Annotated in this window: 17 protein-coding genes; 10 read left to right on the plus strand and 7 right to left on the minus strand. The window is 64.3% G+C overall.

Annotation, left to right across the window (positions count from 1 at the left end; translation table 11 throughout):
• A complete protein-coding gene (locus FGL95_RS14020; RefSeq protein ID WP_169587729.1) occupies positions 1 to 1,263 on the plus strand; it encodes a primosomal protein in 1,263 nt (420 codons plus the stop codon).
• A 2-nt stretch (positions 1,264 to 1,265) separates the two neighbouring features.
• Here the strand turns inward: FGL95_RS14020 and FGL95_RS14025 are convergent, their stop codons facing one another.
• From FGL95_RS14025 to FGL95_RS14035, 3 genes are read right to left on the minus strand one after another with little or no spacing between them, the layout of a single operon-like run.
• Complete coding sequence (locus tag FGL95_RS14025) at positions 1,266 to 2,366, minus strand: adenosine deaminase (RefSeq protein ID WP_169587731.1); 1,101 nt, start codon at positions 2,364 to 2,366, stop codon at positions 1,266 to 1,268.
• A gap of 19 nt (positions 2,367 to 2,385) precedes the next feature.
• Positions 2,386 to 3,663, minus strand: coding sequence for a thymidine phosphorylase (locus FGL95_RS14030; RefSeq protein ID WP_169587733.1), 1,278 nt, complete (start codon positions 3,661 to 3,663; stop codon positions 2,386 to 2,388).
• The gene (locus FGL95_RS14035) at positions 3,656 to 4,060 is read right to left on the minus strand and encodes a cytidine deaminase (protein WP_169587735.1); all 405 of its coding nucleotides are present in this window, start codon (positions 4,058 to 4,060) and stop codon (positions 3,656 to 3,658) included. The genes FGL95_RS14030 and FGL95_RS14035 overlap by 8 nt, the downstream gene beginning before the upstream one ends.
• Positions 4,061 to 4,293: 233 nt before the next feature.
• Here FGL95_RS14035 and sdhC point away from each other — a divergent pair, with 233 nt between their 5' ends.
• The 4 genes from sdhC to FGL95_RS14055 are packed head-to-tail and all read left to right on the plus strand — an operon-like array spanning position 4,294 to position 7,687.
• Complete coding sequence (gene sdhC, locus FGL95_RS14040; protein ID WP_338079867.1) at positions 4,294 to 4,689, plus strand: succinate dehydrogenase, cytochrome b556 subunit; 396 nt, start codon at positions 4,294 to 4,296, stop codon at positions 4,687 to 4,689.
• Position 4,690: 1 nt separating this feature from the next.
• On the plus strand, positions 4,691 to 5,137 hold the full coding sequence (locus FGL95_RS14045; protein WP_169587737.1) for a succinate dehydrogenase hydrophobic membrane anchor subunit: 447 nt from the start codon (positions 4,691 to 4,693) through the stop codon (positions 5,135 to 5,137).
• 4 nt (positions 5,138 to 5,141) lie between these two features.
• Positions 5,142 to 6,911 carry a succinate dehydrogenase flavoprotein subunit gene (gene sdhA, locus FGL95_RS14050; RefSeq protein WP_169587739.1) on the plus strand — a complete coding sequence of 590 codons (1,770 nt, stop codon included), beginning with the start codon at positions 5,142 to 5,144 and terminating at the stop codon, positions 6,909 to 6,911.
• Positions 6,911 to 7,687, plus strand: coding sequence for a succinate dehydrogenase iron-sulfur subunit (locus FGL95_RS14055; RefSeq protein ID WP_169587741.1), 777 nt, complete (start codon positions 6,911 to 6,913; stop codon positions 7,685 to 7,687). The genes sdhA and FGL95_RS14055 overlap by 1 nt, the downstream gene beginning before the upstream one ends.
• Here FGL95_RS14055 and FGL95_RS14060 read toward each other — a convergent pair.
• Positions 7,684 to 8,355 carry a TetR/AcrR family transcriptional regulator gene (locus FGL95_RS14060; protein WP_169587743.1) on the minus strand — a complete coding sequence of 224 codons (672 nt, stop codon included), beginning with the start codon at positions 8,353 to 8,355 and terminating at the stop codon, positions 7,684 to 7,686. The two genes, FGL95_RS14055 and FGL95_RS14060, sit on opposite strands and share 4 nt — an antisense overlap.
• A 108-nt stretch (positions 8,356 to 8,463) precedes the next feature.
• Between FGL95_RS14060 and FGL95_RS14065 the strand changes: the two genes are divergently transcribed.
• Positions 8,464 to 10,296: an acyl-CoA dehydrogenase C-terminal domain-containing protein gene (locus FGL95_RS14065; RefSeq protein ID WP_169587745.1), complete on the plus strand. Its 1,833-nt coding sequence runs from the start codon at positions 8,464 to 8,466 to the stop codon at positions 10,294 to 10,296.
• A 9-nt stretch (positions 10,297 to 10,305) separates the two neighbouring features.
• On the opposite strand, the gene FGL95_RS14070 is transcribed toward FGL95_RS14065, so the two are convergent.
• Positions 10,306 to 10,899 carry an acyl-CoA-like ligand-binding transcription factor gene (locus FGL95_RS14070; RefSeq protein WP_240962984.1) on the minus strand — a complete coding sequence of 198 codons (594 nt, stop codon included), beginning with the start codon at positions 10,897 to 10,899 and terminating at the stop codon, positions 10,306 to 10,308.
• Entirely contained in the window at positions 10,889 to 12,397 is a 1,509-nt protein-coding gene (locus FGL95_RS14075; protein WP_169587749.1) for a DHA2 family efflux MFS transporter permease subunit, read from the minus strand. Before FGL95_RS14075 ends, FGL95_RS14070 begins: the two co-directional genes overlap by 11 nt.
• A 116-nt stretch (positions 12,398 to 12,513) precedes the next feature.
• Between FGL95_RS14075 and FGL95_RS14080 the strand changes: the two genes are divergently transcribed.
• Positions 12,514 to 13,212, plus strand: coding sequence for a TetR family transcriptional regulator (locus FGL95_RS14080; RefSeq protein WP_169587751.1), 699 nt, complete (start codon positions 12,514 to 12,516; stop codon positions 13,210 to 13,212).
• Here the strand turns inward: FGL95_RS14080 and FGL95_RS14085 are convergent.
• On the minus strand, positions 13,209 to 14,432 hold the full coding sequence (locus FGL95_RS14085) for a citrate/2-methylcitrate synthase (RefSeq protein ID WP_169587753.1): 1,224 nt from the start codon (positions 14,430 to 14,432) through the stop codon (positions 13,209 to 13,211). The two genes, FGL95_RS14080 and FGL95_RS14085, sit on opposite strands and share 4 nt — an antisense overlap.
• Positions 14,433 to 14,484: 52 nt before the next feature.
• Between FGL95_RS14085 and FGL95_RS14090 the strand changes: the two genes are divergently transcribed.
• Genes FGL95_RS14090 through FGL95_RS14100 form a run of 3 tightly spaced genes read left to right on the plus strand, consistent with a single transcriptional unit; the run spans position 14,485 to position 18,266 of the window.
• Positions 14,485 to 15,627: a citrate/2-methylcitrate synthase gene (locus FGL95_RS14090; protein ID WP_169587755.1), complete on the plus strand. Its 1,143-nt coding sequence runs from the start codon at positions 14,485 to 14,487 to the stop codon at positions 15,625 to 15,627.
• Positions 15,628 to 15,650: 23 nt separating this feature from the next.
• Positions 15,651 to 16,946, plus strand: a complete 1,296-nt coding sequence (locus tag FGL95_RS14095; protein WP_240962985.1) for a D-alanyl-D-alanine carboxypeptidase family protein — start codon at positions 15,651 to 15,653, stop codon at positions 16,944 to 16,946.
• A gap of 57 nt (positions 16,947 to 17,003) precedes the next feature.
• Positions 17,004 to 18,266, plus strand: a complete 1,263-nt coding sequence (locus FGL95_RS14100; RefSeq protein ID WP_169587757.1) for a geranylgeranyl reductase family protein — start codon at positions 17,004 to 17,006, stop codon at positions 18,264 to 18,266.

Here is an 18,266-nt window from a genome sequence, read left to right on the forward strand (position 1 = left end):
ATGGCATCTGGAGACATCGTCCCGATCGAACTCGGTCTGACCGATGGTGATCTTGTAACTCTGTGGGCGCCACGCTGGCGCGAGGGCGACGACGAGTGGGAAGCGTTCCTCGGCCACGAAGATGCGCTGTACGGCTTCGCATCGGTCGCCGAGTTGGCGGCCTTCATCCGCACCGACAACGACAACGACCTCGTCGAACATCCCGCGTGGTCGGTGGTTTCGGCGTTGTCAGCGGCCGAGCTGGAGCCCGAGGAGAACCACGTCTACGACCTCGTCGGTGTCCCCGAACTCGCCGCCAGTGATCCCGACTCGGAGATCCTCGCCGAACTCGAAGACACCCTGGAGATGGTCCGCACGATCGGTGAGGTCTGCGAGCTCGACGCGGTCATCAAGTTCTTCGGATCGCACCCGATTCTCGGCGCGCTGCCCGGCGGTATCAATGCTTTCGCTGGTCGCGAAGGCGAAGCGCTGTGGGACAAGGTCGGCGCCGCGGTGGCGAGGGACTGGGACGCCGTGCTCGACGCCATCGATTCGATCGTCTCCACTCCCAAGGTCGACGAAGCCGCCGTCGCCGTCGCCGAAGCGGAACTGCTGGCGGCGAACGAAAACACTGTCGATGCAGACGATGCTGCTGACGAAGCGGACGACGAGACCGAGTTCGAACCGGTCGACTTGACCAAGGACGACGAGGAAGACGACGAAGAGGAAGAAGACGACTCCTTCTGGCACGCCGTGGGCATCGACCCCGTCAAGATCATCACCTCGGAGGGTGTGAAGTACACGCTGCGTTGCTACCTCGACGACGATCCGATCTTCCTCGGCACGAATGGCAAGATCACGGTGTTCGACTCCGAGCGTGCGCTGGCTCGCTACCTCGCCGACAACCACGAGCATGATCTCGCGAAGGTCAGCACCTACGAAGAGGTCCAGACCGCGGCGACCGACGGTTCGTTGGTCGTCGAGGTCACCGACGAGAACGCCTACGTCCTCACCGGTCTTGCCGAAGATCTGAGTGAAGGCCCGAGCGCGGTCGATGCCGAGCAGCTCGACCTCGCGGTGGAATTGTTCACCGACGCAGCCGATTACGCCGACGACGACGCCACCGAACGCGCGCTCGCGACGTCCACGCCGCTCGGCTGGTACGTGTCCTACGTGCTGAACCCCGACCCGTCGCGCATGGCACCGAGCCCGCCGTTCAGCGCCGAAGCAGACTCGTGGCGTGCATTGGAAGCCGAGTTCGAAGCACGGCTGAACAACGCTTAGCGTCAGCCGATGAGGACGGCGTAGCCGGGCTTGATCAGGTTGTCGATGAGGTCGAGCCGCTCGGGGAAATGGATGAACGACGACTTCATGGCGTTGATCGTGAACCGCTCGAGATCGCTCCAGCCGTAACCGAAAGTCTCGACCAGCGCGAGCATCTCGTTGCTCATCGTCGTGTCACCCATCAACCGGTTGTCGGTGTTGACGGTGACGCGAAAGCGCAACCGGGCCAATTGTCCGAAGGGGTGCTCCGCCAGCGACGCGACCGCACCGGTCTGCAGGTTCGAGGTGGGACACATTTCCAATGGAATACGTTGGTCGCGAACGTAGTTCGCGACGCGGCCCAGGGTGGCGTCGCCATCGTCGGCAACTTCTATGTCGTCGATGATCCGCACTCCGTGACCGAGTCGGTCCGCGCCGCAGAACGCGACGGCCTCGTGGATCGACGGCAAGCCGAACGCCTCGCCCGCATGGATCGTGAACCGCATCGTGTTCGCGCTCAGGTACTCGAATGCGTCGAGGTGGCGGCTCGGCGGGTACCCCGCTTCAGCGCCGGCGATGTCGAAGCCGACGACTCCGGCGTCGCGGAAACGCACTGCCAGCTCTGCGATTTCGCGTGACCGCGCCGCGTGGCGCATCGCGGTCAACAGGCAAACGACGCGGATTCGACGACCCGTCGCCGCGACGGCCTTCTCCCCCGCTGCGAACCCGTCGAGGGTGTGCTGGACGACCTCGTCGAGCGTGAGCCCAGCTTCGAGATGCTGCTCGGGCGCGAACCGGACCTCCGCGTAGACGACGCCGTCGTCGGCGAAGTCCTCGACGCATTCGTACGCGACGCGATGCAGCCCCTCTGGGGTCTGCATGACGGCGACCGTGTGGTCGAACGTCTCCAGGTAGCGCACCAGCGATCCGCTGTTCGCCGATTCGCTGAACCACTTCCGCAGCGATTCCGGATCCTGGGCAGGCAGTTTGTCGTACCCGCACGCGGCAGCGAGTTCGAGGATGGTGGCCGGGCGTAGTCCGCCGTCGAGATGATCGTGCAGCACCGCCTTCGGCGCCTGGCGCAACGTCGCGAGCGTTATCGGTGACGGTCCAGTGAGCGACATAGTGCGACGGTATCGGTTCTCACAAGATTCGGTCGAGGACCAGCGGTGTTGGTTCGTAGTCGGAGGCAATCGTCCATGCCCCGGCCAATGCGGCGGTCGCGTCGTCGAACACCTCGGGGGTGTCGGTGTGCAATGTGAGGATGGGTTGGCCTGGTTGCACCGGATCACCGGGACGGCAATGGATTTCGACGCCCGCCCCATGCTGAACCGGGTCGCCTTGCTGCGCGCGACCAGCTCCCAACCGCCAGGCTGCTATACCGACCGCCAACGCGTCGAGTCTGGTCACGACGCCGCCGGAGGCCGCGGTCACCGTCATTGTGTGCGCGGCACGCGGCAGCGGCGCGTCTGGGTCTCCGCCCTGAGCGGCGATCATCGTTCGCCAACGGTCCATGGCAGAGCCGTCCGCAAGCCGATCGGCCGGGTCGACGCCGTCGATTCCCGCAGCCGCCAACATCTCTCGCGCCAGCACGAGAGTGAGATCCACCACATCGGGCGGGCCGCCACCCGCCAGGACCTCGAGGGATTCGGCAACCTCCAGCGCATTGCCCGCCGTCCGCCCGAGCGGTGTGTCCATCGCCGTCAGCAGCGCGACCGTCCGCACACCGGCATCGCGACCGATCTCGACCATCGAGGTGGCAAGCTCGCGCGCGTCGGCAATGTCGGTCATGAATGCGCCGGTGCCGACTTTGACGTCGAGTACCAGTGCTCCGGTCCCCTCGGCGATCTTCTTGCTCATGATCGAGCTCGCGATCAGCGGGATGGATTCGACCGTTCCCGTGACGTCGCGCAACGCGTACAACTTGCGGTCGGCTGGAGCGAGATCGGCACCCGCCGCGCTCCACACTGCCCCGACGGCCGGGTCGGCCAGGAGTTCGTGCATCCGCTCGGCGGACATGCTCGCGGTCCAGCCTCGGATCGATTCGAGTTTGTCGAGCGTGCCGCCCGTGTAGCCGAGTCCGCGTCCCGCAAGCTGTGGCACGGCTGCGCCGCACGCCGCGACGAGCGGCGCCAGCGGAAGCGTGATCTTGTCCCCGACACCCCCGGTCGAGTGCTTGTCGACGGTCGGGCGCGGCAGGTCGCGAAAGTCCAATCGTCGGCCGGTCGCGATCATCGCCGCAGTCCATCGTGCAGTCTCGGCTCGCGTCATTCCCTGCAGGACGATCGCCATAGCCAACGCCGACATCTGCTCGTTGGCGACGACGCCGTCGGTGAACCCCTTGACGACCCAGTCGATCTGTTCGCCGGTGAGCTCGTGACCGTCGCGCTTCGCCCTGATGATGTGGATCGCGTCAGGCACGCTGACCTGCCGCGATGTCGTCGGGGCCGAATGCGTTGGGCAGCAACGTACTCAACGGAATCGGGCCCGACGTCGCATCCACCAGCAGGTCCGGGCCTCCGTGTTCGAGCAGCACCTGACGGCAGCGACCGCACGGCGTAAGAATTGCGCCGCGCGAATCGCACACCGAAACCGCGACGAGCGTTCCGCCCCCGGATGAATGCAGATTCGCGACCAGTCCGCACTCCGCGCAGAGGCCTAAACCATATGAGACATTCTCCACATTGCATCCGGTGACGACGCGGCCATCGCGTGCTATTCCGGCCGCGCCGACGGGAAAGTCGGAATATGGGGCGTACGCATGCTGCATCGTGCGATAAGCACTGTCTCGCAATGCTTTCCAGTCAATTTCGACCATTGGACCAGCCCTCCGCGGAATGTGTGCCACCTATCATTGCACCCGTCTTTGCGCGAGGAAGGTGAACCTAACAAAGGAATTCGCGGCGAAACGATTCGCAAGTTCAATTAGTTCCGGGTTCGGGAGAGGATTACAGTTCACACCAGTCGGTCAGGTTCTCGTCGGACGGGACTGTGCCGACGCGTCCATCAAAGACGTTGGAAGCAGGGCATTCGGTGAGTAGCGCAACGGATATCGAGGCTCCTGACAAGGAGCCCACGCGGTCTTTGTACCGCGGCGACCCAGGCATGTGGTCATGGGTCATGCATCGCATCAGCGGCGTCACGCTGTTCTTCTTCCTCTTCGTCCACGTGTTGGATACGGCGTTGGTCCGTGTCAGCCCGGAGGCGTACGACGAGGTAGTCGGCACGTACAAGAACCCGATCGTCGGGCTGATGGAGATGGCGCTGGTAGCGCTGGTGCTCTTCCACGGCCTCAACGGAGTTCGCGTCATGCTGGTGGACTTCTGGAGTGAAGGTCCTCGTCGGCAGAAGCTGATGCTGTGGATCGTTCTCGGCATCTGGTTCGTCGTCATGATTCCCGCAGCCGGGCGACTGTTCTACAACATGTTCACGGGCGGGGGGCACTGACATGGCACGTGAAGCAAAAGTCCTGGCCACGTCGCACGACCGCCCGGCCAGTCTCGACAACCCGCGCTCGCCGCGGAGTGCGAAGAAGAACAACTTCGAGCTGTACGCATGGCTGTTCATGCGGTTCTCTGGGCTCGCGCTGATCGTGCTCGTCTTCGGCCACCTGATCATCATGTTGATGGTCGACAACGGGGTGCACCGGATCGACTGGGCGTTCGTCGCCGGCCGCTGGTCCAGCCCGTTCTGGCAGTTCTGGGACCTGACGATGTTGTGGCTCGCGCAGCTGCACGGCGGCAACGGCCTGCGGACCGTCATCGCCGACTACTCGCGCAAGGACTCGACGCGGTTCTGGCTCAATACTCTTCTGGCGCTGTCGATGATCCTCATCATGGGGCTCGGGACGTACGTCATCTTCACGTTCGACCCGACCTTCGTTCCAGGAAAGTAAGGGCATGCCAGATCCAATCATCAACGAACACCGCTACGACGTCGTCATCGTCGGCGCAGGTGGCGCGGGTATGCGGGCAGCGATCGAATCCGGACCGCGCGTTCGGACCGCCGTTCTGACGAAGCTGTACCCGACGCGAAGCCACACCGGTGCCGCACAGGGTGGCATGTGCGCCGCGCTGGCCAATGTCGAGGAAGACAACTGGGAGTGGCACACCTTCGACACCGTCAAGGGTGGCGACTACCTCGCCGACCAGGACGCTGTCGAGATCATGGCGAAAGAAGCCATCGACGCGGTCCTCGACCTCGAGCGGATGGGTCTGCCGTTCAACCGCACGCCCGAGGGCAAGATCGACCAGCGTCGATTCGGCGGGCACACGCGTAACCACGGCCAAGCCGCAGTGCGCCGCGCGTGCTACGCAGCAGACCGCACCGGTCACATGATCCTGCAGACGCTGTACCAGAACTGCGTCAAGCACGACGTCGAGTTCTTCAACGAGTTCTACGTGCTCGACATCGCGATCACCGAGACCGACCGCGGCCCCACCGCGACCGGCGTTATCGCCTACGAGCTCGCGACCGGCGAACTGCACGTCTTCCAGGCGAAGTCGATCATCTTCGCGACCGGCGGGTCCGGCCGCATGTACAAGACGACGTCGAACGCCCACACACTTACCGGCGACGGCATGGCGATCGTGTTCCGCAAGGGATTCCCCTTGGAGGACATGGAATTCCACCAGTTCCATCCGACAGGCCTTGCCGGGCTCGGCATTCTGATCTCCGAAGCCGTGCGCGGTGAGGGTGGCATTCTGCGCAATGCCGACGGTGAACGTTTCATGGAACGGTACGCACCCACGATCAAGGACCTGGCGCCTCGCGACATCGTGGCGCGATCGATGGTGCTCGAGGTGCTCGAAGGCCGCGGCGCCGGACCGGACAAGGATTACGTCTACATCGACGTGACCCACCTCGGCGCGGAAGTGCTCGAAGAGAAGCTCCCCGACATCACCGAGTTCGCTCGCACGTACCTCGGTGTCGACCCGGTGACCGAGTTGGTCCCGGTGTTCCCGACCTGTCACTACGTGATGGGTGGCATCCCGACCCGCATCCGCGGCGAGGTGTTGCGCAACAACAAGGACATCGTTTTCGGCCTCTACGCCGCTGGCGAATGTGCGTGCGTGTCGGTCCACGGTGCCAACCGGCTGGGAACGAACTCGCTGCTCGACATCAACGTCTTCGGTCGTCGCGCGGGTATCGCCGCAGCCGAATACGCCGAACGTCGCCCGGATTTCATTCCGCTGCCGGACAACCCAGCCCAGATGGTCAAGGACTGGATGGCCCAGATTCTTTCCGAGCACGGCAACGAACGCGTCGCCGACATTCGGACCGAACTGCAGAAGACGATGGACAACAACGCGTCCGTCTTCCGCACCGAAGACACGCTGAAGCAGGCACTGTCCGACGTCCAGGCGCTCAAGGAGCGTTACGGCCGAATCACAGTGCAGGACAAGGGCAAGCGCTACAACAGCGACCTGCTCGAAGCCGTCGAACTCGGCATGCTTCTGGAGCTCGCCGAGGTCACCGTTGTCGGTGCGCTCAACCGCAAGGAATCCCGCGGCGGTCACGCGCGCGAGGACTACCCGAACCGCGACGACGTGAACTTCATGCGGCACACCATGGCGTACAAGGAAGGCAACGAACTGCTTTCCGACATTCGCCTCGACTTCAAGCCGGTTGTGCAGACTCGCTACGAGCCGATGGAGCGTAAGTACTGATGACCACGACAGTCGACGCCGCAACCTCGTCGCAGAAGCCTGCGCCCGTGCCCGCGGGCTCGGTCATGGTGACGATGAAGATCGCCCGTTTCAACCCCGAGGACGACAAGGGCGCGCACTGGGACAGCTTCCAGGTGCCGTGCTTGCCGACCGACCGGCTGCTGAATCTGCTGCTCTACATCAAGTCCTACCTCGACGGAACGCTTACCTTCCGGCGGTCGTGCGCGCATGGTGTGTGCGGGTCCGACGCGATGCGCATCAACGGCGTGAACCGGTTGGCGTGCAAGGTGCTGATGCGCGACATGCTGCCGAAGAACGGCAAGACGCTCACCATCACGGTCGAGCCGATCCGCGGTCTGCCGGTCGAGAAGGACCTCATCGTCGACATGGAGCCGTTCTTCGACGCGTTCCGTGCGGTGAAGCCGTACTTGATGACGACGGGCAACGAGCCGACGCACGAGCGCATTCAGTCCCAGGCGGACCGCGCCCGTTTCGACGACACCACGAAGTGCATTCTGTGTGCGTGCTGCACCACGTCGTGCCCGGTGTACTGGAGTTCGGGAAGCTACTTCGGTCCGGCTGCAATCGTCAACGCCCACCGATTCATCTTCGACAGCCGTGACGAGGGTGCGCGCGAGCGCCTCGACATCCTCAACGACACCGAAGGCGTCTGGCGTTGCCGCACGACCTTCAACTGCACCGAAGCCTGCCCGCGTGGCATCGAAGTCACGAAAGCAATTCAGGAAGTCAAGCGCGCGTTGCTGTTTGCGCGCTAGCGCGCCCGTGCGTGAGTCTGGCCCCCAGAGGGGCCAAACTCACGCACAGTTGCGATCGAAGCCGTTGCTGCCTCGCGCGTATCGCCGAGGCCGACAAGCACGTTGATCAGCAACGGCGTCAAGACCTTGTCGACACTGGACGGCGGCCGAACGTAGCCTGCGTTCTCGAGCATGATGTAACCGTGGATCGCACTCCACCACTGGTGCACTACCACCCACGCGTCTGCGGGGTCGAACCGTCCGACCGTGATCGCGTGCCCGCACGTCGCGACGAACTCGTCGAATACTTCGCTGCGCCCGAACTGTAGGTCTTCGGTGCTGGTCCGCCGGAACGGTCCGAGCGACGCGGTGCCGAACATGACCGCGTAGAGGTTCGGATTCAGTCGGGCGTAGTCGACGAAGGCGTACGTGAGCCCAGCAAGGTTGGCGACCGGGTCGTCGGTTCGTTCGACCACGGCGAGGTGTTGTGCGAGTCGCGCGAATCCGTCGTCGACGACGGCGCGGACCAGCTCATCGATGGAGCCGAACTGCGTATAGACCGACATCGTCGACGTGCCGGCATCGGTTGCCACTCGTCTCGTCGTGAGCGCTGACGGTCCTTGCTCGGCGAGCAGCCGGGCGCCGCTGGCAAGCAGCTGTTGGCGCATGTCCGGTCCACTCGCTGTCATCGCACAAGCTTGCCATCACGTTCGCTATTACACTTGGTATTACAGATGTTATTGTGGCGCGGGTCGCATCGGTCGCGGCCGAATTCGCCCTATCCGAGAGGCACCGCAGTGGGTCATTACAAAGCCAACGTTCGCGATATCGAATTCAACTTGTTCGAGGTTCTCGGGCTGGACGAGGTCCTCCGGACCGGCGCATTCGGCGACCTCGACGAGGACACCGTTCGCTCGATGCTCAGCGAAGCAGCGCGTCTGGCCGAGGGCCCGATCAGCGAATCGTTCGCCGACGCGGACCGCCATCCGCCGGTGTTCGACCCCGCCACCCACTCGGTCACGCTGCCCGAATCGTTCAAGCGCTCCACGCTGGCATGGCAGGACGCCGGGTGGCACAAGGTCGGCTTGATCGACGAGGTCCGTGGCGTTCCCGCTCCCGCCGCCGCCAAGTGGGCGATCTGGGAACTCGTGCTCGGAGCCAACCCGGCGACGTACATGTACACCAACGGCCCGCAAGGCGCCGAAATCCTCTACAACCTCGGCAACCCCGACCAGAAGCGCTGGGCCGAGCTCGCTGCCGAGCGCGAGTGGGGCGGCACCATGGTCCTTACCGAACCGGATGCCGGATCGGACGTCGGCGCAGGCCGCACCAAGGCGATCCAACAGCCCGATGGCACCTGGCACATCGAGGGCGTCAAGCGATTCATCACCTCTGCGGACTCCGACTTGGCCGAGAACATCATGCACTTGGTGCTCGCGCGTCCCGAAGGTGCCGGACCCGGCACCAAGGGCCTGTCGTTGTTCTTCGTGCCGAAGTTCCACTTCGATTCGACGACCGGTGAACTGGGCGAACGCAACGGCGTCTATGTCACCGGACTCGAGCACAAGATGGGCCTCAAGGCATCGGCGACGTGCGAGCTGACCTTCGGCGGGCATGGCACGCCGGCCGTCGGCTGGCTGGTCGGCGACGTGCACGACGGCATCGCCCAGATGTTCAAGGTCATCGAGAATGCGCGAATGATGGTCGGCACGAAGGCCATTGCGACGCTGTCGACCGGTTACCTGAATGCGCTCGAATATGCGAAGACGCGAATCCAAGGCGCGGACCTGACGCAGATGACCGACAAGACGGCGCCGAAGGTGACCATCACCCACCACCCCGACGTTCGCAGGTCGTTGCTGACCCAGAAGGCCTACACGGAAGGGTTGCGGGCGATCTATCTCTACACGGCCGCCCATCAGGACGACGTAGTCGCGCAGCACGTCTCGGGCGCGGACCGCGACGTCGCATTCCGCGTCAACGACCTGCTTCTTCCGATCGTCAAGGGCGTCGGGTCCGAGCGCGCGTACGAGCTGCTGACCGAGTCGTTGCAGTGCTTCGGCGGGTCCGGCTACCTGCAGGACTACCCGATCGAGCAGTACATCAGGGACGCCAAGATCGACAGTCTCTACGAGGGCACGACGGCCATTCAGGCGCAGGACTTCTTCTTCCGCAAGATCGCCCGCGATCGTGGTGTCGCGCTGGCACACATTGCCGGTGCGATTCGCAAGACCGTGGATTCCGACATCGGCAACGGCCGCCTCAAGAAGGACCGGGCACTGCTCGGCGTGGCGCTCGACGACGTGCAGGCGATGGCCGCAACGCTGACGCAGCATCTCTTCGCAGCCCAGCAACGGCCGACCGAGCTGTACAAGGTCGGCCTCGGTTCGGTCCGCTTCCTGCTCGCGGTCGGCGACCTGCTGATCGGTTGGCGCCTGCTTGTCGGTGCCGAAACCGCATTGACCGCCCTCGACGCCGGTGCCGAAGCCAAGGATTCGGCGTTCTACGAAGGAAAGATCGCTGTCGCGTCGTTCTTCGCGAAGAATGTGCTCCCCAACCTCACTGCGGTCCGGGGCGTCCTCGCCGATATCGACAGCGACATCATGGACTTGGACGAGGCTGCCTTCTAGGCGAGCTCGTCACTCGTCGGCACCGACGGTCAAGCGCTCGGCGACGTACTTCACGGCGTCCATCACGACTTCGATGTCGCCTTGCGCTTGGTCCATCACCGCGATGACCGGTCCGACCATGGCGCCCGCCAATGCGCGGACGTGGAGGTCGTCAGGTTGCTTGCCCATGCGTTTGGCAACCATGGCGGCGACCATGTCGATCGTGCGGCTCATTTCCTGCCAGACGGCTCGCTTCAACTCGGGCACCGAGTTCAGCAGCTTCTGCCGTCGACGTTCGAATTCGAGTTCTTCCGGTTCGAGTAACGAGAACATCCCTTCGGATGCGCGGATGAACGCCGTGAACAAGGGAACGTCGGCGGGTTGGGATTCGAACACTTCCATCATCAGCGGGTCGAGATCGTCGGCGAGGACCAGCTGTTCCTTGGTCGGGAAGTAGCGAAAGAACGTACTCGGCGATACGTCGGCGGCCTCGGCTATCTGCTCGATCGTGGTCTCCGCGTAGCCCTGTTCCTCGAACAAGCGGAACGCCTCGGACCGAATCACGGCCCGAGTGCGCACCTTTTTCCGTTCCCGTAGACCGGGAGCAACTGGTTCAGCCGACATATACCGATTCTGACTCATCGCGTACCTCAACCACCGCATCCTTGGGCGTGAACCGCGCGGCCAACGCCAGTGCGACCGCGCAGATCCCGGCGCACACCCAGAGCATGGCGCCCATGCCGGATACGAACGACGTCTGCACCTCGTGCAGCAGCCCCGGGTCGCCGACCGACTTCGCTACCGCCACACCAGCGTTGACTCCCTCGCGAATAGGTTCGACGTCGAGTTCACCCAACTCGGACCGGTATTGCGTCGCCAACACGGTCCCGAGGATCGCGATGCCGATCGTCGCACCGGCTTGCCGCAGCGCCTGCATCAGCGCGGACCCCGACCCGGACCGCTCCTCCGACAGAGCACCCAGCGCCATGCCCATCGCGGCAGGCATCACGAAGCCCATGCCCGCACCGACGAGGGTGATCCAGACTGCCGTGAACCAGTAGGGCGACGCGACAGTCGTGAAGGCACCCAACACCAGTGCACTCGCGAGCAACCCGAATCCGCCGACGAGCACCGTGCGGGTGTCGGTACGACGCTGCAATGGCTCCCCGATTCGCGTCCCCACGACCAGTCCCCCGATCAACGGGAGCAAGCGGAGTCCGCTGCCTAGCGCATCGGTGCCGAGAACTGCCTGAAAGTACTGCGGGACAGTGAAGAACAAACCGAACATCCCGAAGTTGACGAGGGTCATGAACACCGTGCCCCACCGGAAGCCGGCGCTGGCGAACAGCGACAGATCGATGAGCGGGAAGCGGGTCCGGTTCTGCCACAACAGGAACAGTGCCAATACCGCGATGCCAGTCAGGATCGACGTCCAGGCCAGCTCGTCGCCCCACCCCTGCGACCCTGCCCGAATGAAACCGTATGTGAGGCTGAGCAATCCGACGCACGAAAGGACGGCGCCGACGAAGTCGGTCGGTGAGCGCAGTGCGCTACGCGATTCGGGGACCAGTAGGGCAACCGCAACCGCTCCGATCAGCACCAAAGGCACGTTGATCAAAAAGACCGAGCCCCACCACAGCTGGTCCAGCAGCCATCCACCGAGCAGCGGTCCGATCGGCAGACCGATCGCGGTGGCGGTGACCCAGATCGACAACGCACGGGAACGGTCGGCGGCATCGGGGAACAACACCGGCAAGACCGCCATCGACAGCGGCATCATGACTGCTGCACCCAGGCCGAGGGCCGCTCGCGCCGCAATCAGCTGACCAGGCGTAGCCGCATACGCACAGGCGACGGACGCGGCGCCGAACAGTACGAGCGCGCCGAGGAGGAGCTTCTTCCGACCGAACCGATCCCCCAGCGCGCCCGCCGGGAGCATCGCCGCGGCAAGTACCAGCGTGTACGCCGTGTTGAACCACTGCAGGTCCGAGGTACTTGCGCCGAGATCGACCGACAGGGTCGGCAGCGCGACGGTCAGGACGGTGACGTCAAGACCGATGGTCAGCATGGCGATGGCCAGCGCGGACAACGCGAGCCAGCGGCGCATGGTTGCCTCCATCATGGCATTTCCTATCTATTGGCAGTTGCAATTTTTTGATAGTAGCTCTCATTTAGTGGTGACTGTCAAGAGTTGTTTCGACGAGATCGCTGCCCAGCGCTGCCGTAGCGTTGATCGGCGTGACCGGTCCGAAACCACAGCGATCCCCTGCCCGCAGCGTCGATGCGCGCGAAGGAATCATCGACGCGGCAATTCGCCTGATCGACGCAACAGGTCCGAACCCGAGCATGGACGACATCGCTCGCGAGGCCGGCGCAACGAAACCACGGTTGTACAGGCAGTTCGCGGACAAGGCGGACCTCTATGCCGCGATCGCCCAACGCAGCACGGACGAGGTCTACAACGCGATCGTCCCGAAGTTCAACTTCTTCTTGAATACGCCAATCGAAGCGCTGAACCATGCGGTCACCGCGTATGCCGACGCAGTGACCGCGCACCCCAACGTCTTTCGGTTCCTGCTCCAAGGTCAGCACCGGAGCAGCGACGGCCTGCCACTCTCGCTGGAGATGGAACGCGACCTCGCTCGCCGCCTCGAAGACGTGGCGCGCAACATCTTCGAGACCATTTCCCTGGATTCCTCGGACCTCGCCTTCGTTGCCCGCGCCGCGGTCGGCGCGATCGTCTCGATCACCGACCTCTGGCTGGAATCGGCGAAAACCGAGGACGTGCCAGGCCTGGGCGCCTTCGTCGAACAAGGATCCGCCCTGTTGTGGGGCCTCTTCGACACCTACCTGCGCCGGCTCGGCGTCGAAGTCGATGGCAACGAACCCTTGTTCATGTCGATGGCGAAGATCACCGGCGCCGCCGAGGGCAGCTAGCTACCCCTCATTCCGGTGTAGACACCGGGTACACGGAAGCGCAGCGCCTTCTCGTTGTATTCCTCGAGCGCATGCGCAACCCAGCCTGCCATCCGCGCGAAGGCGAAGATCGCCTCGGCAGCGTCGGCGGTCATGCCGAGACTCAGCGCGAGTGCCGCGAGCGCGAAATCCGAATTCGGGAACAGGCCTTTACGATTCGCCAACTCGACGGCCACCGCGTCGGCAGCTGTGAGTATCGGCGCTGCCTCCGGCAAGGTCCGAAGGCGAGCAAGCAGGTACTCCGCCCGCGGATCGTGGCGCTGGTAGATCGTGTGACCAAAACCTGGAACCCGTTCGCCGTCGCGAAGTTTCAGCCCGAGTGCACCGAGCGGATCGGCCATCGCCGATGCGAGGAATCGGTGCGCTCCCGAAGTCGCGCCCGCATGGTACGGACCGTCGATTCCGCCGAGGCCGGCTGCGACGACCGAGTAGACGTTGGCCCGTGTACTCGCCGCCATTCGCGCAGCCAGCGTCGATGCAGCGAGGTCGTGGTCCGCGAGCAGAACGAGCGCACTGTTCAGCAGCCGCACCTGGTCCGGAGTCGGGTCCGCGGACGCAAATGCTGGCCACAAGCGTTCTGCAATAGTGGAATTCGGGTCGACGACATCACCGAGAGCTGCCGCGACCGTCGCGATCAATCCCCCTGCCGCGCGAATGGCGGACGGTGCCGAGATGTCGAATCGCAGCCGATCGCATGCGCCTGCGACGTCGACGATCACGCGCATGCGATCGGTCAGCCGGGCGCCTGCGGGCAGTGCGCGCACAGCCGCCTGGGCGTGCGCGACCGTGGCTGTCGGCGCGACGAAACTCGCCGAATCGGGAAGCGTTCCACCCCAAAGTAACTCGGCTACACATTCGAACGGCCGGTCGGCCAGGTCGGTCACGCGACGACCCCGATAGTAGAGAATATCGTTGTCCAGCAACGTAATCTGGGTCCGAATCCGCTCGACCGCCCCCGACGCGACCCGTCCTGCGCCGGCCCGATTGCTCAGCGCCTCGACTTCGTCGACCGCGAACAAGCTGCCCGGCACACCCTCGATCCGGTTGCTGGCGAGGATCCCTCGGCTCACGTACGCGTAGACGGTCTCGGGCTTGACGCCGAGACGGCGAGCAGTCTGGGCCGTCGTCAGGTAGTCACGCCCATCGTAGCGCTGCGGCCGCGGCCTTCGCGTCGTCGTCATATTGATTCAATCAACATTGACATGGATCAATATTAGCTCGAAAGTGGTTGGCATGGACGTTCTTTACGCCCCACGAGGGCTGAGCAACGTAGTGGTCACGTCAACCGATATCGGCGATGTGCGGGGCCTGGAAGGCTTCTATCACTACCGTCAGTACTCCGCGATCGACCTGGCGACCAGTCGCTCGCTCGAGGATGTGTGGTTCCTGTTCGTCGAAGGCCGACTCCCCGATGCGACCGAACGCGACCGTTTCGCTGCGGAGGTTGCGCCGCTGCGCGCGATCCCCGCCGACGTACTACCCGCGCTGCGAGTGACGGCCATGGCAGGCGCGACGCCGCATCCCCTAGCCGGTCTGCGCACGATTCTGTCGCTGGTCGCGGCATCGCAAGACATGGCGCCGACCTACGGGTCTTCAGACGCGCAGCGTCGCGCCGACGCATTGTTGGTCTGCGCCGTGACCCCGACCATCCTCGCCGCACTGCATCGGATTCGCACGGGGCGCGAACCGCTCGAACCGCGCGACGACCTGTCTGCAGCCGAAAACTGGTTGTACCTCGTGACGGGCACCGCGCCCGAACCCGCGAAAGCGCGCGCCATCGAGCAATACCTCATCGCGACCATCGATCACGGCTTCAACGCGTCGACCTTCACAGCGCGGGTCGCTGCCTCGGCAGGTGCCGATGTGGCGTCGGCGGTGTGCGCTGCGATCGGCTCGTTCTCGGGTCCATTGCACGGCGGCGCCCCGGACCGCGCCCTCGATGCCCTCGACGAAATCGGCAGCCCGGACCGCGCTGCCGAATGGGTGCGAGCGAAAGTGACTGCGGGCGGACGAATCATGGGCTTCGGTCATGCTGTGTATCGCACCGACGATCCTCGCGCCGTGCTGTTGCGCTCGATCGCGCAAGAGTTGGGCGGAGACCTCGTCGACTTTGCGACCAGCGTCGAACGGATCGTCGTCGACACGCTCGCCGAGCTCAAACCTGACCGGAAGCTGTACGCGAATGTGGAGTTCTACGCCGGCGTCGTAATGGAGCTCTGCGGCATCCCGAGGTCGATGTTCACACCGACCTTCGCAACGAGTCGAGTGATCGGCTGGTGCGCCAACATCCTCGAGCAGTCGCACGATCCAAAGATCATTCGCCCAATTGCCCGTTATGCCGGACCTGCCGCGCCGCAGGCGGTTCCCGTCGCCTGAAAGCCCGGTACTCTGCCTCTGCGATGAGCGCGCGCGTGAGTGGTGTCCTGGCTATGACGGCTGCAGTCCTTGTGGGGCTGGGGTGTATCTCCGCGACGGCGCAACCGCCCGACAACACGACGACGACCACCACGACGACGCCGTTCACCACGCCGAACACGGAGAACTGCCCCAACAAGACGACTCCCCCGAAGCCGATCGACGAATCGGAGGTTCCGGCACCCGGCCAGCCGACCCCGCAGCCGCTACCGGTCCCCGACAAGCCGGTCGGCGGCGACGATCTCGGCAAGTGCGGCTCGGTGACGCCGTCCGGCGCCCCGGGCCTGCCGAAGGAAATCTCGGCGACGGCATGGGTGTTGTCCGACCTCGATTCCGGCACCGTCGTCGCTGCCAAGGATCCGCATGGTCGCTATCGACCCGCGAGCACGATCAAGGTGCTGCTCGCCATCGTGGCGCTCCGAGAACTCGATCTGAGCAGAACTGTCGTCGGCACCACCGAAGACGCGGACGTCGACGGCACCCGAGTCGGGATCGGTCCGGGTGGTCGCTACACGAATCTGCAACTGATGCAGGCACTGGTCATGGCGTCGGGTAACGACGCGGCGCACGCCATCGCCCGCCAACTCGGCGGCGACGAGGCGACCGTCGCGAAAATGAACGAGATGGCAAAGTCGTTGGGCGCCCTCGACACTCGGGCCGCGACACCGTCCGGGCTCGACGGCCCCGGCATGTCCACGTCGGCGTACGACATGGCGTTGTTCTTTCGTGAAGCGATGACGATCCCGAGGTTCGCCGAGCTGATCCACACCGAGCAGGTGCAGTTCCCCGGTTTCCCCGCCGACAAGCGAATTCCCGACGACAAGGACCATCCCGCGTTCCCGATCGGGAACGACAACCAGCTGCTGTACAACTACGACGGCGCCCTCGGTGGCAAGACCGGATACACCGACGACGCGCGACAGACCTTCGTTGCAGGCGCGAAGAGGGATGGCCGTCGACTCGCCGTGACGCTGATGAAGGCAGACGTGCTGCCGATCCGACCGTGGGAGCAGGCAGCGCGACTACTCGACTACGGTTTCGCGCTCGACAGCACAAAGTCGGTCGGCACGCTGGTCGAGCCGAACGGCAGCGTCAAGGATGACCGCGGGTCGGTGGCCATCGCCACGCCGCCTCGCGCTCCACAGTCCACACCCGACCACGTCGGTGAAGACAGCCACTCGGGCCTGATCAAAGTCGTCGTCGTTCTGGTCGGTCTGATCCTGATCTTTCTTTGCATCGGTGTCGCCGACTCGATCAATAGGCGACGACAGCGTCGTTGACCAAGTAGCTAGGCGTTATCTAGGACAAGCGATTGGACTGTCTGCCAGGATTAGCCGATGACGTCGGGTCCGGTCGCAGGAGAGACAAGTCATATTCCGACCGAAACGGACGTGCTCGTCGTCGGGGCTGGACCGGCGGGTTCTGCTGCAGCAATATGGGCAGCACGACGCGGCTACGGCGTCGTCCTCGCCGACGCGGCTGTGTTTCCGCGAGATAAGACGTGCGGCGACGGCCTGACCCCACGCGCGATCGGCGAGCTCGAACTGCTGGGCCTTGGCGATTGGATACGCGAGCGGGGCGTCCACCGCGGCGTGCGCCTGTGCGGATGGCGTCGAGAAGTCGAATTCGATTGGCCTGGTGGATCTCTGCCGACCATCAGTAGCGCAGTGCCACGCATCGAACTCGACGACAAGATCCGCACCACCGCCGTCAAGGTCGGTGCGCACATGGTCGAAGGCGCCAAGGCGGTTCGCGCGAACCGGGTGGACGGTCGCGTGCAGTCGGTGACCTTTCAGACCGTGGGCGGCGATCGCACGATTGCCTGCAAGACACTGGTCATTGCCGATGGCGTCCGGTCGACCCTCGGCAAACAACTAGGCCGAACGTGGCATCGCGACACGCCATATGGAGTTGCTGTGCGTGCGTACGTCAAATCGGGCAGGCACGACGATCCGTTCATCACGACCTACTCGGAGTTGCGCGATGATTCCCGCAAGTTGCGGCCCGGCTATGGCTGGGTGTTTCCACTGTCGACGGGCGAGGTCAATATCGGTCTTGGCTACCTCGCGACCGACAAACGGCCCGCGCATGTCGCACTGAAGCCGCTGCTCGACTCGCTTGTGCGGCAGCGTCGCCAGGATTGGCAGTTCGACGGGCCCGTGCACTCGGTTACGTCGGCACTCCTGCCACTCGGCGGATCGGTGTCCACCGTGGCGGGGCCCAACTGGGCACTGCTCGGGGACGCTGCGGGCTGCATCAATCCACTCAACGGCGAGGGCATCGACTACGGGCTCGAGGCAGGCCGCTTCCTCGCCGACCTTCTCGGGGAATCCGACCTCACCGACGCGTGGCCACATCTGCTACGCGCGCACTACGGCAAAGCGTTCTCAGTCGGCCGACGCATTGCGTGGCTCTCGATGCTGCCTGGTGTGCTGGCACTCAGCGGACCGCCGTTGCTGTGGTCGAAGATATTGGGACGTATATCCATTCGAGTCCTGGGTAACCTCGTCACCGACGAAGACGTCGACCTGGTCGCGCGCGCCTGGCGTACAGCTGGACGTGGCTCGTTGGTTCTCGACCGTCGCGCACCATTCGAGTGA

The sequence above is a fragment of the Antrihabitans stalactiti genome (genome assembly GCF_012932915.1).
In the GTDB taxonomy this organism is placed as follows: Bacteria; Actinomycetota; Actinomycetes; order Mycobacteriales; family Mycobacteriaceae; genus Antrihabitans; species Antrihabitans stalactiti.